Below are 17,008 nucleotides of genomic sequence, written 5' to 3'. Positions count from 1 at the left end.
TATGTCACACACCACAGTGTCTGGGAACAGTGCCGCGGGGCCGTACCGCCGTTCACTCGGCTACGGGGACGACCCTCAGGTGGGAGGCGGCGGTGCGGCGGGCGCGCTGCGGGCGGTGCGGGGTGCGGCGCGGCTCGCGCAGGACGAGCGTCAGCCGGGTGTACCCCAACTCCTCCAGCGCCGGGGGCGTTTCGACCACGATCCGGCACTCGGTGGTGCCGCGGCGCGGGTCGGGGTGGTGCAGCGGCCGTACGGCACCGTCGTGTTCGACGGCCCGGGCGCCGACGGCGCGGACCCAGTGGGGCAGGCCCTGGCGGTAGGCGGCCTCCATGATCGGGTCCTGGGCGATGTCGCGGCGCACCGCCTGGAGGCCCGGGTCGTGGCCGTACCGCTCCAGGGTGGCGGCGAAGTGCGCCAGCATGGGCAGGCACCAGCTCGACTCGTGCTCACCGAGCACCTCGGCGGCGTCCGGGTGGAACAGCACGAAGCGCAGGAAGTTGTCGTCCGGCATGGCCGTCGGGTGCGGTCCGGCGCCCCGGAAGAGTGTCCGGAAGGCGCCGTTGGCCAGCACCACGTCCCAGCGGTGGTCGACGACGAGAGAGGGGAAGGGTACGGCGTCCAGGAGGGCGGTGTAGTCCTGGAGATACGCCTGGGTCTCGGGGGTCGCGGGGCCGGGCGGCGGCGCCGGCCGCTGCCCTCCTGCCTGAAATGCCATCGGGAGGTCACCCCTCTTGCCTATGCGGCCTTCTCGCGGCGTCCCGATCCTGGTGCCCCGACACGAGGCGTGTCAACTATCGTGGCATTTCGTGCCTGTTGACGGCTGAAATAGGCCACAGTTGTGGCGAGACCTGGATGTGAGTTCGAGCGGCAGGCTACTCTCCGGGAGTTCACGGCAACCGCTTGTGAGAAGCCTGTGAGGCCTGTGAGAGACATAGGGGAGCTGTCGGTGACGGGTGGCTTCGAGGATCCGGGCGTCATGCCGGCCACCGCGCCGGCCGCCGTAGCCGCCCGGGTCGCCGCGCTCGCGGACCGGCTCGGTGTGCCGCACGCCGAGGTCTTCGACGTCGGACGGCTGTCCGCGGCCTCCGGCGTCCCCGAGCCCGTGGTCGGCGCCCTGCTCGGCGGGCGGCCCGCGGGTGAGCCCGATGTGCAGACGCGTTTCCTGCAACGGCTCGACCTGCTGCGGCGCACCCGGCTGAAGCCGAACGGCCGCAAGTACACCCAGCAGGAGATCGCCGACGGCGCCGGCATGTCGCGGCAGCAGGCGGGCGCGCTCATCAACGGCGACCGGCGGCCGACCATGGAGCACTGCGACGCGCTGCAGCGCTTCTTCCGGGTGCACGCCGGATTCCTCACGGCCGAGGACCCCGAGGCGCTCGTGGGCGCCCTCCAGCACACCGAGCAGGAGTTGCTCCAGCAGCTCGCCGACCGGGAGCGGAAGGCGGCGGCCGTCGCCGGCGACCCGCTGGAGCGGCTGCTGCAGGACCACGGGGTGCGCGGCATCGCCTGGCGCGCCGCCCAACTGCCCACCGACCAGCACCGGGACAAGGTCGCCGAGTGGCTGGACATGCTCCTGGAGAGCGTCAAGCGGCCCGAGTCGTGAGCCTGTCGTGAGCGTGGGGAGAACCGTGGGCATCGGCAAGGAGATGCGCCGCCTGTGCGGCGAACTGGTCGAGGAGCTGGCCCTTCCCGCACCGGCACGGCCCACCGAGCTGTACGCGGCCCTGTGCGAGGCGATGAGCCGCCGACGGGGCCGTCCCGTGGTGTTCCGCATGGCCGCCTTTCCCCCCGGGACCGCCAGCGGACTGTGGCTCGACATGGCCGACCGGGACCTGGTCGTCGTCGAGGAACGCACCGCTCCGGAACACCAGTTGGTGATCCTCGGGCACGAGCTGTGGCACATGAAGGCCGGGCACCGCGGCCACCACGTCGAGGGCGCCACGGTGGCGGCCCGGCTGCTGGACGGGGACGGCGCGGACCGGGACGAGGAGGCGCTGCGGGTCACCGTTCGCGCGGTGGCCGCCCGCTCCCGCTTCGACCTCGCCGAGGAGAAGGAGGCGGAGGCCTTCGGTCTGCTGCTGGCCAGCAAGTGCCGGACGTGGCTCGCGGGTTCGGCGCTGCGCGGTCCGGTGCAGCGGGACCACCTGGCGGGGCGGATCGGCGCGTCGCTCGGCTACCTGGGCTGACGGCACCCGGCGGGCGGTCACGGCCGGTGCGCGGGGCGCGGTTCGACGGGATTGTCAGTGGTGGACGGCAAGCTGGAAGGGTGCCACCGCCGTGCGGGGGCACTGACCGCCGACGTCGTTGTGGGGAGAGCCGGGCGATGACCACCGCCACCGTACTGACCGACCACGAGCGCGCCGCCGTGCAGGCCTATCTGCGCCTTCTGCACACGGTGCGGGCCGGCTTCGACACCGCGTCGGGACCGCCCGGCACCGCCCGCCCGCCGATCGTCCCGCCCTCGGTACTCGCCGAGGCGGACCGGGCCCTGGAGGCGGCGGGCCTCACGGGGAACGAGGAGGAGTTCTTCCGGCTGCTGCGAAGCCGGCACCCCCACCCCTGACGCCTCCTCAGGCGTGCGGCACCGTGACCGCCGAGGCGACCAGGCCGTCGCGGGCGTTCCAGCGGCCGTCGAAGTGGGTCACGCGCCGCCCGCCCACGGTCGGGCCGGGCACGAGGAGGGCGGCGCGCAGGGTGCCGCGGCGCGGATCGACCGGGTCCACCGTCAGCTCGATGTCCGCCTCCGAGAAGTCCAGCCACCGCCCGGTGAGGGGGAACCACGCCTTGTAGACGGACTCCTTGGCGCTGAACAGCAGCCGTTCCCAGTGGATACCGGGCCGTCGCTCGGCCAGCAGCCGCAGCCGTTCCACCTCGGCGGGCAGCGCCACGCTCGCCAGGACGCCCTCCGGGAGGGGCCCGTCGGGTTCGGCGTCGATGCCGAGGGAGGCCAGGTCGGTGCGGCGTACCAGGGCGGCCGCGCAGTAGCCGTCGCAGTGGGTCATGCTCCCGGTCAGCCCGGCCGGCCAGCGCGGCGCACCGCGTTCCCCGGTCAGCACGGGCTGCGGGGGCACGCCGAGCTTCTCCATGGCCCGGCGCGCGCAGGACCGGACCACGGTGTACTCACGCCGCCGCTTGGCGACCGCCCGTGCGATCAGCGGCTCCTCCTCCGGGTGGAGCGGGAGGTGCCCGGTGTCGTCGAGGCCGCGCGCCTCCACGACCACGACCGTGTCGGGCAGCAGTTCCTCGATCAGGGGAGCGGTCAAGGGGACACCTCCTCGGACGCCGGCGACGGCAGGATGCGGCGCAGTTGCCCCGGCGGACCGGTCCGCCCCCGCCACTCGCGCGGATAGCCCACCGAGACCTCCTCGAAGCGGACGCCCTCGTGCCAGGTGGTCCGCGGGATGTGCAGGTGCCCGTAGACCATGGTGGCGACCCGGAACCTGCGGTGCCAGTCGGCGGTCCGGCCGGTGCCGCACCACATGGCGAACTCGGGGTACCACAGGACCTCGGTGGGGTGACGGTCCAGGGGGTAGTGGTTGACGAGCACCGTCGGCAGTTCCGCCGGGAGCGCGGCCAGTCTGCGCTCGGTGTCCGCGACCCGCGCCCGGCACCAGGCCTCGCGGCTCGGGTACGGGTCGGGGTGCAGCAGGAACTCGTCGTTGCAGACCACGCCGGTGCCGTGCGCGTACGCCAGCCCCTCGTCCATCGTGGCGCATCCGTCGGGCAGGAACGAGTAGTCGTAGAGCAGGAAGAGCGGTGCGACGACCGCCGGGCCGCCCGCCCCCTCCCACACCGGGTAGGGGTCTTCGGGTGTGGTCACTCCCAGCTCACGGCAGACCTCGACCAGGTGCTCGTAGCGCGCGACGCCGCGCAGGGTGACCGGGTCCTTGGGATGCGTCCACAGTTCGTGGTTGCCGGGGGCCCAGACGACCCGGCGGAAGCGGTCCGCGAGGATGCCGAGGGCCCAGCGGATGTCGGCGACGGTCTCCGCGACGTCACCGGCGACCAGGAGCCAGTCGTCGTCGGAGCCGGGCCGCATCTTCTCGACCAGCGCCCGGTTCTCCGCGTATCCGACGTGCAGGTCGCTGATGGCCCACAGCTGCCCCCGGCCACCGGACGTCGACGTCATCCCCCACCCCTTCGGCGTGCGCGTTTCCACGACACGAGATCACATCCCCCACCCCGTCACAAGAGCGGCCCGCCCCGGCCCGGAGCATCCGCGTGACGCTCGTTGCGCTCGGGGGCGCGGGTACCCCTATGATCGCCCCAACACCACCGCCACGACTCTCCCTTCACACAGAGCGGCCCTGGTGTCCCTCCAACCCCCTGGCCGGGCACGGCCCGCTTCGCCCTGCCCGCGAACCCCGAAAGGCGGCTTGCATGGTTTCTCCCGTACGCGTCTGGCTCAACCGTACGTACGCGGAGAACGTCTTCTTCATGGATCAGCTGCGCAGAAATCCCGCCGACCGGGCCGTCGAGATCCACGCCACGCACGGCGACCCGGACTCCCCGGTGCTGGCCGCCGCGGACACCGCCGATCTGGAGCCGGAGGGTCTGTCCCCGGCCGGCTACGTCGAGTACGCCCTGGACCAGTGCGCGCGACGCGGCATCGACGTGTTCGTGCCCCGGCTGCATCAGTCCGCGATCGTGGCCCACCGCGCCGAGTTCGAGGCGGCCGGTACGGCGCTGCTCGCGCCGCCCCCGGAGGCGGTGGCGGTCTTCCAGGACAAGGTGATCGCCTACGAGGCGGTGCGCGCGATCGGCGTGCCGGTGCCGCCGTGGTGGCGGGTCCGCACGGCCGACGAACTCGTCCTCGCGGTGGAGGAGCTGGAGGCGCACGGTCACCGGGCGTGCTTCAAGCCGGCCTCCGGCGCGGGCGGCGTGGGCTTCCGGATGGTCACCCGGGACTCCTTCTCCCTCGCGCACCTGAACGGGTTCCCGAGCCCGTCCGTTCCGCTGCCACTGGTCGTCGAGGCGCTGCGGGCGGCCGAGGAACCGGTCGACTGGCTGGTGATGCCACGGCTCGAACAGCCGGAGGTGTCGGTGGACTGCCTCACCGGCCCCGACAACCGGGTGCGGCTGGCGGTGGGCCGGACCAAGAACGGCCGCCGCCGCGGGTTCACGCTCCACGAGCAGTGGCTGGCGCCGGCCCGGCGGATCGCGGAGGCCTTCGGGCTGCACCACCTGTCCAACGTGCAGTTCCGGATGTACGGGGACCGGCCGGTCCTGATGGACGTCAACACCCGACCGGCCGGCGGGCTGCACCAGCTGGCGCTGTGCGGGGTCAACGTGCCGTGGGCGGCCGTCCGGCTGGCCCTGGGCGACGACCCGGGCGAGCTGGAGCCGCCGTTCCTCGGCCAGGACTACTCGGTGGTGTCCGGCCCGCGTCCACTGCGGCCGGTGTCGCTGCCCCAGCAGCGCACGGACCTCGCCGCCGGGCCGGTCCAGGCGCCCGCCCCGGTGGCACCGGTCCCGCTCGCGGCGCGGTCCGCCCACCCGCTGGACGTCTCCGCACCGGACCCGGCCGCGGGGGCCCCGGCGTAGGCGGCCTGCCTCGGGTACGCCGGCCTCGCGTGGACCGGGGTGCGGCCGTCGACGAGGCGGTGGAGGACGTTCACCGAGTCGACCACGGGTGCCGCCCTCCCTCGCGGGCGCACCGTTGGAGTCGATACGCCGCCGGGGCCTGTCCCGCCCCCGGCGGGCCCCGTACGCTCGGCCCCGCGCCCCTCCCCCTCCCCCTTCCCCTCCCCTCCGGAGGACGTCCGGCCATGAACGCCCTCCCCGGCTCCCGGCCCCGCCCGGGCGCGCACACCCCACCGCGCTCGAACGGCTGCTCTCCGTGCTCGCCGCCTTCGATCACGAGCACCCGGCGCTGTCCCTGACCGAGATCAGCCGCCGGGCCGGGCTGAGTCCGACCACCGCGCACCGGCTGGTACGCGCCCTGACCCGGTGGGGCGCGCTGGAGCAGGACGCGTCGGGCGTCTACCACGTGGGCCTGCGGCTGTGGGAGGTCGCCGCGCTCGCCCCGCGCGGCCTCGCGCTGCGGCAGGTCGCGCTGCGGTACCTGTAGGACCTGTACGAGGCGACGCACGAGAACGTGCAGCTGGCGGTGCGGGACGGCGGCGAGGTCGTCTACATCGAGTGGCCGGCCGGCCGTTCGTCGGTCGGCGTGCGCATCCGCGTCGGCGCCCGCCGGCCGCTGCACGCCACCGGGGTCGGGCTCGCCCTGCTCGCGCACGGCGAACCGGATTTCCAGGAGGCGTACCGCGCGGGACCGCTCGCCTCCTTCACGCCGTACACGATCACCGACCCGGGGCTGCTGCGCCGGGTGCTGGCGGAGGTCCGGCGTACCGGCGCGGCGGTGAGCGCCCGTCAGGTCACCGAGGACGCGCTGTCGGTGGCCGCTCCCCTGTACGGCCCGGACGGGAAGGTGACCGCGGCCGTCTCCGTCGTCGTACCGCACGCCGGTGCCCGGGTGCCGACGCTCGTCCCGGCGGTGCGGGTGGCGGCGCGGGGGATCTCCCGGGCGCTGGGGTGGCGAACGGAAGCCGCGGCGGGGGGCCGTGGCACGGAGGCTCCCGCGCGCACCTCGTGACCCGGACGCGCCCCCGCGCGGTTGCACGCATTCGCGAGGTTCGCGACGTTCACGAGCTGAACTCCCGCGCCCGGCACGGACTTTATCGGCTTCACCTCTTGACGACGGCGGCGCCCGAGAGCACATTGGCCGCACTCTGAGAGCGCTCTCACCCTTCCGCCCCCGGGGGCGCGCTCGGGGCGTACCGCTTCCCACTCCCGCACCTGAGAGGCGACCCCCCATGAGAGAGACCTCCGGCAACCCGCCCGGACGCCGGCCGCTGCGCCGGGCCCTGGTGGCCGTCGTCGGCACCCTCGCCCTCGCGGCGACCGCGACCGCGGTGACGGGCCCGTCCGCGAACGCCACCGTCCCGCCGCCCCCGTCCGGCTGGACCCAGGTCTTCGCCGACGACTTCGACGGCGCGGCCGGCTCCGGCGTGAACACCTCCAACTGGCAGTACGCGACCGGCACCTCGTACCCCGGCGGCCCCGCCAACTGGGGCACCGGCGAGATCGAGACGATGACGTCGTCCACCAGCAACGTCTCGCTGGACGGCGGCGGCAACCTGCGCATCACCCCGCGCCGCGACGCCGCCGGCAACTGGACCTCGGGCCGCGTCGAGACCAGGCGGGCCGACTTCGAACCCCCGGCCGGCGGCAAGCTGCGGGTGGAGGCCCGTATCCAGGTCCCGAACGTCACCGGGGCCGCGGCCAAGGGCTACTGGCCCGCGTTCTGGATGCTGGGCGGCCCCTACCGCGGCAACTACTGGAACTGGCCCGCGGTCGGCGAGATCGACATCCTGGAGAACACCCAGGGCCTCAACACCGTCTGGTCCACGATGCACTGCGGCACCTCGCCGGGCGGCCCCTGCAACGAGACCAGCGGCATCGGCGGCAGCACCGCCTGTCCCGGCGCCACCTGCCAGGCGGCCTTCCACACCTACCGGGTGGAGTGGGACCGCTCGACGAGCGTGGAGGAGATCCGCTTCTACGTCGACGGCAACAACTTCCACACCGTCCGCGCCAACCAGGTCGACGCGACGACGTGGGCGAACGCCACCGACCACGGCTACTTCATCATCCTCAACGTGGCGATGGGCGGCGGCTTCCCGGACGCCTTCGGCGGCGGACCGGACGCCGGCACCCAGCCCGGCCACTCCATGCTCGTGGACTACGTCCAGGTGCTGTCGGCCGACGGGGACGGCACCACGCCCCCGCCGTCCGGCGGCGGCCGCGACGCCTACAGCGCCGTCGAGGCCGAGTCGTACGACGCCCAGTCCGGCACCATGACCGAGGGCAGTTCGGACGCGGGCGGCGGTCGCAACCTCGGTGCCCTCGCCAACGGGGACTGGGTCCAGTACAAGGGCGTGAACTTCGGTTCGACACCGGCCACGCAGTTCAAGGCCCGGGTGGCGAGCGGCGCTCCGGTCGGTGTCAGCGGTCTGGTGGAGGTGCGCCTGGACAGCAGGACCAGTACGCCGGTCGGCAGCTTCGCCGTGGGCAACACGGGCGGCTGGCAGTCGTGGCGCACGGTTCCGGCGAACATCGGCTCGGTGACGGGCACCCACGACGTGTATCTGACGTTCACCAGCGGCCAGCCGGCCGACTTCGTGAACGTGAACTGGTTCAGCTTCGGCCGCTGAGCCGCGAGCGGCCCGGACACAAGCCCCCCGCAGGAGGGCGAAGGGGCTCCACACACCGTGGGGCCCCTTCGTCGTGCGTCCGCCGGCCGGCCGCTCAGCGCAGCTCGGCGCGGAAGGCCGCCGGCGTCTGGTCGGTGTGCTGCTGGAAGAACTTGGAGAAGTTCGCCGCGTCCGGGAAGCCGACCGCCGCGCCGACCCGGCCGATCGGCATCTCGGTGTGGGCGAGGAGCCGTCTGGCCTCCAGGACCACGCGCTTGTCGATGAACCCCTTGGGCGTCTCGCCGGTGGCGGCGCGCACCGCGCGGACCAGGGTGCGGCGGGAGTAACCGAGCGCGTCGGCGTAGGCGCTGACGCTGTGATTGGTGGCGAAGCCCCGCTCGACCGCCTCGCGGAACAGGGTGAAGGTCGTGTCCCACGGCGTGTCCGCCCGCCCCTCGCGGGCCGCCCGGGCGGAGCTGACGGCCAGATGGGCCAGGCGGAGCAGGAACGCGGAGAGCGTGTGGCGCAGCACCGCGGTGTGCAGGCTGAGCGGCAGGGTCGTCGCGTCCTCGTACTCGCGCCGCAGTTGGCCGAGGGCGGCGGTCAGTCCGGCCAGCCGCGCCTCGTCGGGGCGGAGCAGCGGGGGCAGGTCGTAGCGGTAGAGGCCGGTGGCCTCCACGGTGGCGCGCGGCAGGAAACCGGGCTGCATGGTCAGCACGGTTCCGCGGTACTCGCTGTCCGGCGAGAAGCGGTGGACCTGTCCGGGCCGGATCCACAGCAGATCGCCGGCCGTGGCCTCGTACTCGGTGAAGTCGATCATGTGCCGGACCGGGCCGCCGGTGAAGAGCATGACGACGTGGAAGTCGATGCGGTGGACGCGGTGCAGCGGGGCGTGCGCGTGCCACGTGCGGCCCGCGCCCATGGGACCGATCTGCATACCGACGCCGAGGAGGCTGAGATCGACCGGGAAGGGAAACGTTCTGATCCCGTCGCCGCCGCTGCCGTCGCCGCCGTCTTGGCTGTTTTCGTCCGCCATGTCCTTCTCGTGCCGTCCCGCCCGTGCGCCCCGGGGCCGGGGCGTGTCCCAGTTTCACCACAGGCTGGCACAGGACGACCTTCCCTCTCAAAAGTCAGACTTTTAAGTTTGAACGCGTAGGCCAGTTCTCTCGCTCCGATCGAGGATTTCTTGAAGATGAGCACGCAGACAGTGGACAGCGCGGACCGCTTCGCATGGACCGAACTCGACCGGCGTGCCGTCGACACCGCCCGCGTCCTGGCGGCCGATGCGGTGCAGAAGGTCGGGAACGGACACCCGGGCACGGCGATGGCTCTGGCCCCGGCGGCGTACACGATCTTTCAGAAGGTGATGCGGCACGACCCCGCCGATCCGGAATGGACCGGCCGTGACCGCTTCGTCCTCTCCCCCGGCCACACGTCGCTGACCCTCTACACCCAGCTCTACCTCGCCGGGTACGAGGTGGAGCTGGACGACCTCAGGGCCTTCCGCACGCACGGCTCCAAGACGCCCGGCCACCCCGAGTACGGGCACACCGCGGGCGTGGAGACGACGACCGGACCCCTCGGCCAGGGCGTGGCCAACGCGGTCGGCATGGCGATGGCCGCCCGCTACGAGCGCGGCCTGTTCGACCCCGCGGCGCCCGCGGGCGAGTCCCCCTTCGACCACACCGTCTGGGCGATCGTCTCCGACGGCGACCTCCAGGAGGGCGTCTCCGCCGAGGCGTCCTCGCTCGCCGGACACCAGCGGCTGGGCAACCTCGTCCTCCTCTACGACGACAACCACATCTCCATCGAGGGCGACACGGCGACCGCGTTCTCCGAGGACGTGCTGAAGCGGTACGAGGCCTACGGCTGGCACGTGCACCGCGTCGAGCCCGCCGAGAACGGCGACGTCGACGTGCGCGCGCTGTACGAGGCGCTCACCGCGGCGCGGGCCGAGACCGGGCGCCCGTCCATCATCGCCATGCGCACCATCATCGCCTGGCCCGCCCCGAACGCCCGGAACACCGAGGCCTCCCACGGCTCCGCCCTCGGCGCGGACGAGGTCGCCGCCACCAAGCGCGTCCTCGGTTTCGACCCGGAGCGGTCCTTCGAGGTCGCGGACGAGGTCCTGGCCCACACCCGCGAGGCCCTGGACCGGGGCGCCGAGGCGCACGCCGCCTGGGACAAGCGGATCGCCACGTGGCGCGGCGAGCAGCCGGAACGTGCCGAGCTGTTCGACCGCGTGGTCGCCGGCCGGCTGCCCGACGGCTGGGAGGACGCCCTGCCGGTGTTCGAGACCGGCAAGTCCGTCGCCACCCGCGCCGCGTCCGGCAAGGTGCTCCAGGCGCTCGGCCCGGTGCTGCCCGAGCTGTGGGGCGGCTCCGCCGACCTGGCCGGGTCGAACAACACGACGATCGACAAGACCTCTTCCTTCCTCCCCGAGGGCAACCCCCTCCCGGAGGCCGACCCGTACGGCCGCACGATCCACTTCGGCATCCGCGAGTTCTCGATGGCCGCGGAGATGAACGGCATCGCGCTGCACGGCAACACCCGCGTCCACGGCGGCACCTTCCTGGTCTTCTCCGACTACATGCGCAACGCGGTGCGCATGTCCGCGCTGATGCAGCTGCCGGTGACCTACGTGTGGACGCACGACTCCATCGGTCTCGGCGAGGACGGCCCCACCCACCAGCCGGTCGAGCACCTCGCCGCGCTGCGCGCCATCCCCGGCCTGAACGTCGTCCGCCCGGCCGACGCCAACGAGACCGCGACCGCCTGGGCCGAGATCCTCCGGCGGCACGCCACCCACCCGGCCCCGCACGGCCTCGCCCTGACCCGCCAGGGCGTGCCGACGTACGAACCCAACCCGGACGCGGCGCGCGGCGGCTACGTCCTCGCCGAGGCGTCCACCGGCACCCCGGACGTCGTCCTGATCGCCACCGGATCCGAGGTCCAGCTCGCCGTGGCCGCGCGGGAGGCGCTGGAGGCGGAGGGCACGCCCACCCGGGTGGTGTCGATGCCGTCCGTCGAGTGGTTCGAGGAGCAGCCGCGCGCGTACCGCGAGGGCGTGCTGCCGCCGTCCGTGCGGGCCCGGGTGGCCGTGGAGGCCGGGATCGGCCTGACCTGGCACCGGTACGTGGGGGACGCGGGCCGCATCGTCTCCCTGGAGCACTTCGGCGCCTCCGCCGACGCCAAGACCCTGTTCGCCGAGTTCGGCTTCACCGCCGACCACGTGGCCGCCGCCGCCAGGGAATCCCTGGCCACCGCCCGCGGCTGAGCCGACCGGATCCACCGGTCCGACCGCAGAAAGAGAAGATGATCACTGTGACCGAAGCAACCGCGACCGCGGGAGCACTCAAGCGCCTGGCCGACCAGGGCGTCTCCGTCTGGCTGGACGACCTGTCGCGGCGGCGGATCGAGTCCGGCAACCTCGCCGAGCTGATCAGGACGAAGAACGTCGTCGGCGTGACCACCAACCCCTCGATCTTCCAGGCCGCCATCGGCTCCGGCGAGGGCTACGAGGAGCAGCTGGCCGACCTGGCGACCAGAGGCGTCACCGTGGACGAGGCGGTCCGCATGATGACCACCGCCGACGTCCGCGCCGCCGCCGACGTCCTGCGCGAGGTGTACGACGCGACCGGCGGCCGGGACGGCCGGGTCTCCATCGAGGTCGACCCGCGCCTGGCCCACGACACAGAGGCCACGATCGCCGAGGCCCGCCAGCTGGCCTGGCTGGTCGACCGCCCCAACGTGATGATCAAGATACCGGCGACCAGGGCCGGTCTCCCGGCGATCACCGAGGTCATCGGCGCCGGGATCAGCGTCAACGTCACGCTGATCTTCTCCCTGGAGCGCTACGGCGAGGTCATGGACGCCTACCTCGCGGGGCTGGAGAAGGCGCGGGCGGCCGGCCTCGACCTTTCGGGCATTCACTCCGTCGCCTCCTTCTTCGTCTCCCGCGTCGACAGCGAGATCGACAAGCGCCTGACGCTGCTGGGCACCCAGGAGGCCCTCGCTCTGCGGGGGAAGGCGGCACTGGCCAACGCGCGACTGGCCTACGAGGCGTACGAGAACGTCTTCGCGGGGGACCGTTTCACCGCGCTGGCCGGGGCCCGCGCCAACGCCCAGCGTCCCCTGTGGGCGTCGACCGGGGTGAAGGACCCGGCATTCCGGGACACCCTGTACGTGGAGGAGCTGGTCGCTCCCGGCACCGTGAACACGATGCCGGAGGCCACCCTGGACGCCGCCGCCGATCACGGCGACGTCCGGGGCGACACGGTCACCGGCGGGTACGCCCAGGCCCGGGCGGATCTCGCGGCCGTGGAGCGGCTCGGTGTCTCGTACGACGAGGTGGTGGAGCAGTTGGAGCAGGAGGGCGTGGCCAAGTTCGAGAACGCCTGGCAGGACCTGCTCGATGCCGTGACGAAGTCCCTCGACAGCAAGGGAGTTGACGGGGAATGAGCGAGGAGCTTCCCGCTACGACGGTCCACGAGACCAAGGCGACGAAGGAAGCCAAGGAGGCCCGCACGGCCCGGGACGCCGCGGGGCCGCTGCACGCCGAGGAGGCCGAGGAGTCCAAGGCCGCCGGGGCGGCGAAGGCGGCCGGGCCGGCCAAGGCACCGCGGAGCGCGAAGAAGACCGGGCCGGCCCGCGCCGCCAAGGGGGCGAAGGCGAAAGCGGCCGACGCGAAGGCCGTCACGCCCGTGACACCGCTCGACTGGAGCAACCCCCTGCGCGATCCGCAGGACCGCCGTCTCCCCCGCATCGCCGGCCCCTCCGGACTGGTCATCTTCGGCGTCACCGGCGACCTCTCGCGCCGCAAGCTGATGCCGGCCGTGTACGACCTGGCCAACCGCGGCCTGCTGCCGCCCGGCTTCTCGCTGGTCGGCTTCGCCCGCCGGGACTGGGAGGACCAGGACTTCGCCGAGGTCGTGCACGACGCGGTCAAGGAGCACGCCCGGACGCCGTTTCGCGAGGAGGTCTGGCAGCAGCTCTCCGAGGGCATGCGGTTCATCCCCGGCGACTTCGACGACGACGACGCGTTCGAACAGCTGCGCAAGGCCGTGGCCGAGCTGGACGCCTCCCGCGGCACCAGCGGCAACTACGCCTTCTACCTGTCGGTGCCGCCGAAGTTCTTCCCGAAGGTGGTCCAGCAGCTCAAGAAGCACGGACTGGCCGACGCCCCGGAGGGCTCCTGGCGGCGCGCGGTGATCGAGAAGCCGTTCGGGCACGACCTGGACAGCGCCCGTGACCTGAACGCGCTGGTGCACGAGGTCTTCGACCCGGAGCAGGTCTTCCGCATCGACCACTACCTGGGCAAGGAGACCGTCCAGAACATCCTGGCGCTGCGCTTCGCCAACCAGATGTACGAGCCGATCTGGAACCGGTCCTACGTCGACCACGTGCAGATCACGATGGCCGAGGACATCGGCATCGGCGGCCGGGCCGGCTACTACGACGGCATCGGCGCCGCCCGTGACGTCATCCAGAACCACCTCCTCCAGCTGATGGCGCTCACCGCGATGGAGGAGCCCGCCTCCTTCGACGCGGCGTCGCTGCTCACCGAGAAGCTGAAGGTGCTGAAGGCGGTACGGCTGCCGGAGGACCTCGGCGACCACACCGTGCGCGGCCAGTACGCGGGCGGCTGGCAGGGCGGCGCGCAGGTGCCGGGCTACCTGGAGGAGGACGGCATCGACCCGGCCTCCACCACCGACACCTACGCGGCGATCAAGCTGGGCGTCGACAACCGCCGCTGGGCGGGCGTCCCGTTCTACCTGCGTACCGGCAAGCGGCTGGGCCGCCGGGTCACGGAGATCGCGGTCGTCTTCCAGCGGGCCCCGCACTCCCCCTTCGACTCCACCGCGACGGAGGAGCTGGGCGAGAACGCGATCGTCATCCGCGTCCAGCCGGACGAGGGCATGACGGTGCGCTTCGGCTCCAAGGTGCCGGGCACGTCGATGGAGATCCGGGACGTGTCCATGGACTTCGCCTACGGCGAGTCGTTCACGGAGTCCAGCCCGGAGGCGTACGAACGGCTGATCCTGGACGTCCTTCTGGGCGACGCCAACCTGTTCCCGCGCCACCAGGAAGTGGAAGAGTCCTGGCGGATCCTCGACCCGATCGAGCAGTACTGGGACGCGCACGGCAGGCCCGCCCAGTACGACTCGGGCGGCTGGGGACCGCGGGAAGCCGACGAGATGCTCGCACGAGACGGACGGAGCTGGCGCAGGCCATGAGGATCGACCTGACCGACACCACGGCAAGCAAGGTCAACAAGGCGTTGGTGCAGGGCCGCCGGGCCATCGGCACCCCGGCCGTGGGCATGGTGCTCACGCTGGTCATCGTCACCGACGAGGAGAACGCCTACGACGCGATCAAGGCGGCCGAGGAGGCCTCGCACGAGCACCCCTCGCGCACCCTGGTCGTCATCAAGCGCCACCCCCGCAACCTGCGCGACCGCACCCGCTCGCACCTCGACGCCGAGGTCCGGGTCGGCTCCGAGGCCGGCACCGGTGAGACCGTCGTCCTGCGCATGTACGGGGAGGTGTCCGAGCACGCCGACTCGGTCGTGCTGCCGCTGCTGCTGCCGGACGCCCCCGTCGTCGTGTGGTGGCCGGTGGACGCGCCGGACGACCCCGCGGGCGACCCGCTGGGCGCGCTGGCGCAGCGCAGGATCACCGACCTGTACGCGGTCGAGCGGCCGATGGAGGTCCTCGCCCGCCGGGTCCGCTGCTACGCGCCCGGGGACACCGACCTCGCCTGGACCCGGCTGACGCTGTGGCGGTCCATGCTGGCCGCCGCGCTGGACCAGGCCCGGGTGCCGGTGACCTCCGCGGTCGTCGAGGCCGAGGCGGACAACCCGGCGGCCGAGCTGCTGGCCCGCTGGCTGGAGGCGCGCCTCGGCGTCACCGTCGACCGCGTGGTCACCGACGGCCCGGTGGTCACGGCCGTCCGGCTCGGCACCGCGAACGGCGAGATCGTCATCGACCGGCCCGAGGGCCCGCTCGCCACGATGACCCTGCCCGGTCAGCCCCCGCGCTCCCTCGCGCTGAAGGTGCGCCCCACCTCCGAACTCATCGCCGAGGAGCTGCGGCGCCTCGACGCGGACGAGATGTACGCCATCGCCCTGCGCGGCGAGGCCGGCAAGGAGACCCCTGTCCATGTCTGACTCCCCCAAGCTCAACCGGCGCCCCGAGTGGACCGCGCTCGCGGACCACCGCACGGACGCCATGGCGCAACCGGACCTGCGCGAGCTCTTCGCCGCCGACCCGGGGCGCGCGGAGCGGTACGTCGTGCGCGTCGGCGACCTGCGCATCGACTACTCGAAGCACCTCGTCACCGACGAGACGCTGGCCCTGCTTCAGGACCTGGCCGCGGCCACCGGCGTGTTCGGGCTGCGCGACGCCATGTTCCGCGGCGAGCGGATCAACATCACCGAGGACCGGGCGGTCCTGCACACCGCGCTGCGCGCCCCGCGGGACGCGGTCGTCGAGGTCGACGGCGAGAACGTCGTGCCGAAGGTGCACGCCGTCCTCGACAAGATGGCCGCCTTCTCCGACAAGGTCCGTTCCGGCGAGTGGACCGGTCACAGCGGCCGGCGCATCCGCAACGTCGTCAACATCGGCATCGGCGGCTCCGACCTCGGTCCGGCGATGGCGTACGAGGCGCTGCGCGCCTTCACCGACCGCTCGCTGACCTTCCGGTTCGTGTCCAACGTGGACGGCGCGGACCTGCACGAGGCGGTGCGGGACCTGGACCCGGCCGAGACGCTGTTCATCGTGGCGTCCAAGACGTTCACCACGATCGAGACGATCACGAACGCGACCTCGGCGCGCTCCTGGCTGCTCGACGCCTACGACGGCGACGAGAAGGCGGTGGCGAAGCACTTCGTGGCGCTGTCGACGAACGCGGAGAAGGTCTCCGGCTTCGGGATCGACACGGCCAACATGTTCGAGTTCTGGGACTGGGTCGGTGGCCGGTACTCCTACGACTCGGCGATCGGCCTGTCCCTGATGATCGCCATCGGCCCGGACCGCTTCCGGGAGATGCTCGACGGCTTCCGCATCGTCGACGAGCACTTCCGCAACGCCGAGGCCCCGGCCAACGCGCCGCTGCTCCTCGGTCTGCTGGGCGTCTGGTATGGCAACTTCCTCGACGCGCAGTCGCACGCGGTGCTGCCGTACTCGCACTACCTGTCGAAGTTCACCGCCTACCTCCAGCAGCTCGACATGGAGTCCAACGGCAAGTCCGTCGACCGCGAGGGCCGCGAGGTCGAGTGGCAGACCGGTCCGGTGGTCTGGGGCACGCCCGGCACCAACGGGCAGCACGCCTACTACCAGCTGATCCACCAGGGCACCAAGCTGATCCCGGCGGACTTCATCGGCTTCGCCCGGCCGGTCGGCGAGCTGAGCGACGGACTGAAGGCCCAGCACGACCTGCTGATGGCCAACTTCTTCGCCCAGACCCAGGCCCTCGCCTTCGGCAAGACGGCGGACGAGGTGCGCGCCGAGGGAGTGCCGGAGGAGCTGGTCCCGCACAAGACGTTCCGCGGCAACCACCCCACCACCACCGTCCTGGCCACCGAGCTGACCCCGTCCGTCCTCGGCCAGCTGATCGCGCTCTACGAGCACAAGGTGTTCGTACAGGGCGCGATCTGGAACATCGACTCCTTCGACCAGTGGGGCGTCGAACTCGGCAAGGTGCTCGCCAAGCGCGTCGAACCCGCCCTGACCGAGGGGGCGGACGTACCCGGCCTCGATCCGTCCACGGCCGCGCTGGTGGCCGCCTACCGCGAACTGAAGGAAGTGCACTGA

Annotated in this window: 14 protein-coding genes and 1 pseudogene; 11 read left to right on the top strand and 4 right to left on the bottom strand. The window is 72.5% G+C overall.

Translation table 11 applies throughout. The features are described from left to right. Positions 1 to 52: 52 nt before the first annotated feature. Positions 53 to 715: an MmyB family transcriptional regulator gene (locus OIE75_RS35155; protein ID WP_329473349.1), complete on the bottom strand. Its 663-nt coding sequence runs from the start codon at positions 713 to 715 to the stop codon at positions 53 to 55. Positions 716 to 946: 231 nt separating this feature from the next. On the opposite strand from OIE75_RS35155, the gene OIE75_RS35150 reads away from it, so the two are divergent. The 3 genes from OIE75_RS35150 to OIE75_RS35140 all read left to right on the top strand — a co-directional run bounded on the left by OIE75_RS35150 (position 947) and on the right by OIE75_RS35140 (position 2,563). Beyond that, positions 947 to 1,603, top strand: a complete 657-nt coding sequence (locus OIE75_RS35150; protein WP_307018220.1) for a helix-turn-helix domain-containing protein — start codon at positions 947 to 949, stop codon at positions 1,601 to 1,603. A 43-nt stretch (positions 1,604 to 1,646) separates the two neighbouring features. Then, positions 1,647 to 2,186 (top strand): toxin-antitoxin system, toxin component, encoded by a 540-nt coding sequence (locus OIE75_RS35145; protein WP_307018218.1) that lies wholly within the window; start codon positions 1,647 to 1,649, stop codon positions 2,184 to 2,186. Positions 2,187 to 2,323: 137 nt separating this feature from the next. Next, entirely contained in the window at positions 2,324 to 2,563 is a 240-nt protein-coding gene (locus OIE75_RS35140; protein ID WP_307016228.1) for a hypothetical protein, read from the top strand. Positions 2,564 to 2,570: 7 nt separating this feature from the next. Here the strand turns inward: OIE75_RS35140 and OIE75_RS35135 are convergent, their stop codons facing one another. Then, on the bottom strand, positions 2,571 to 3,251 hold the full coding sequence (locus OIE75_RS35135; protein ID WP_307018216.1) for a 4'-phosphopantetheinyl transferase family protein: 681 nt from the start codon (positions 3,249 to 3,251) through the stop codon (positions 2,571 to 2,573). An 8-nt stretch (positions 3,252 to 3,259) separates the two neighbouring features. Then, positions 3,260 to 4,129, bottom strand: a complete 870-nt coding sequence (locus OIE75_RS35130) for a metallophosphoesterase family protein (protein WP_329473348.1) — start codon at positions 4,127 to 4,129, stop codon at positions 3,260 to 3,262. 251 nt (positions 4,130 to 4,380) lie between these two features. Here OIE75_RS35130 and OIE75_RS35125 point away from each other — a divergent pair, with 251 nt between their 5' ends. The 3 genes and pseudogenes from OIE75_RS35125 (at position 4,381) to OIE75_RS35115 (ending at position 8,216) form a co-directional block, all read left to right on the top strand. Further along, complete coding sequence (locus OIE75_RS35125) at positions 4,381 to 5,544, top strand: ATP-grasp domain-containing protein (protein WP_307016226.1); 1,164 nt, start codon at positions 4,381 to 4,383, stop codon at positions 5,542 to 5,544. A 286-nt stretch (positions 5,545 to 5,830) separates the two neighbouring features. Beyond that, positions 5,831 to 6,595, top strand: a pseudogene (locus OIE75_RS35120) (IclR family transcriptional regulator). 220 nt (positions 6,596 to 6,815) lie between these two features. After that, positions 6,816 to 8,216, top strand: a complete 1,401-nt coding sequence (locus tag OIE75_RS35115; protein WP_329473347.1) for a glycoside hydrolase family 16 protein — start codon at positions 6,816 to 6,818, stop codon at positions 8,214 to 8,216. A gap of 94 nt (positions 8,217 to 8,310) precedes the next feature. Here OIE75_RS35115 and OIE75_RS35110 read toward each other — a convergent pair whose 3' ends face one another. Next, positions 8,311 to 9,231 (bottom strand): helix-turn-helix transcriptional regulator, encoded by a 921-nt coding sequence (locus OIE75_RS35110; protein ID WP_307016223.1) that lies wholly within the window; start codon positions 9,229 to 9,231, stop codon positions 8,311 to 8,313. A gap of 156 nt (positions 9,232 to 9,387) precedes the next feature. On the opposite strand from OIE75_RS35110, the gene tkt reads away from it, so the two are divergent. Genes tkt through pgi form a run of 5 tightly spaced genes read left to right on the top strand, consistent with a single transcriptional unit; the run spans position 9,388 to position 17,008 of the window. Further along, the gene (gene tkt / locus OIE75_RS35105) at positions 9,388 to 11,472 is read left to right on the top strand and encodes a transketolase (RefSeq protein WP_329473346.1); all 2,085 of its coding nucleotides are present in this window, start codon (positions 9,388 to 9,390) and stop codon (positions 11,470 to 11,472) included. Positions 11,473 to 11,510: 38 nt separating this feature from the next. Continuing rightward, the gene (gene tal / locus OIE75_RS35100) at positions 11,511 to 12,656 is read left to right on the top strand and encodes a transaldolase (protein ID WP_307016221.1); all 1,146 of its coding nucleotides are present in this window, start codon (positions 11,511 to 11,513) and stop codon (positions 12,654 to 12,656) included. Beyond that, a complete protein-coding gene (gene zwf, locus OIE75_RS35095; protein ID WP_307016220.1) occupies positions 12,653 to 14,431 on the top strand; it encodes a glucose-6-phosphate dehydrogenase in 1,779 nt (592 codons plus the stop codon). Before tal ends, zwf begins: the two co-directional genes overlap by 4 nt. Continuing rightward, positions 14,428 to 15,363, top strand: coding sequence for a glucose-6-phosphate dehydrogenase assembly protein OpcA (gene opcA, locus OIE75_RS35090; protein WP_064730753.1), 936 nt, complete (start codon positions 14,428 to 14,430; stop codon positions 15,361 to 15,363). The genes zwf and opcA overlap by 4 nt, the downstream gene beginning before the upstream one ends. Further along, entirely contained in the window at positions 15,356 to 17,008 is a 1,653-nt protein-coding gene (gene pgi, locus OIE75_RS35085; protein WP_307016218.1) for a glucose-6-phosphate isomerase, read from the top strand. The genes opcA and pgi overlap by 8 nt, the downstream gene beginning before the upstream one ends.

This window comes from Streptomyces sp. NBC_01723 (assembly GCF_036246005.1).
Lineage (GTDB): Bacteria > Actinomycetota > Actinomycetes > Streptomycetales > Streptomycetaceae > Streptomyces.
The sequence above is the reverse complement of the archived record's forward strand: the minus strand, read 5'-3'. Positions and strand labels throughout refer to the sequence as shown.

Coding starts and splice junctions, on each gene's coding strand:
- OIE75_RS35115 (WP_329473347.1), top strand. CDS start 6,816: ATGAGAGAGACCTCCGGCAACCCGCCCGGACGCCGGCCGCTGCGCCGG.
- zwf (WP_307016220.1), top strand. CDS start 12,653: ATGAGCGAGGAGCTTCCCGCTACGACGGTCCACGAGACCAAGGCGACG.
- OIE75_RS35125 (WP_307016226.1), top strand. CDS start 4,381: ATGGTTTCTCCCGTACGCGTCTGGCTCAACCGTACGTACGCGGAGAAC.
- pgi (WP_307016218.1), top strand. CDS start 15,356: ATGTCTGACTCCCCCAAGCTCAACCGGCGCCCCGAGTGGACCGCGCTC.
- OIE75_RS35145 (WP_307018218.1), top strand. CDS start 1,647: ATGCGCCGCCTGTGCGGCGAACTGGTCGAGGAGCTGGCCCTTCCCGCA.
- OIE75_RS35110 (WP_307016223.1), bottom strand. CDS start 9,231: ATGGCGGACGAAAACAGCCAAGACGGCGGCGACGGCAGCGGCGGCGAC.
- OIE75_RS35155 (WP_329473349.1), bottom strand. CDS start 715: ATGGCATTTCAGGCAGGAGGGCAGCGGCCGGCGCCGCCGCCCGGCCCC.
- OIE75_RS35130 (WP_329473348.1), bottom strand. CDS start 4,129: ATGACGTCGACGTCCGGTGGCCGGGGGCAGCTGTGGGCCATCAGCGAC.
- OIE75_RS35140 (WP_307016228.1), top strand. CDS start 2,324: ATGACCACCGCCACCGTACTGACCGACCACGAGCGCGCCGCCGTGCAG.
- tkt (WP_329473346.1), top strand. CDS start 9,388: ATGAGCACGCAGACAGTGGACAGCGCGGACCGCTTCGCATGGACCGAA.
- tal (WP_307016221.1), top strand. CDS start 11,511: ATGATCACTGTGACCGAAGCAACCGCGACCGCGGGAGCACTCAAGCGC.
- opcA (WP_064730753.1), top strand. CDS start 14,428: ATGAGGATCGACCTGACCGACACCACGGCAAGCAAGGTCAACAAGGCG.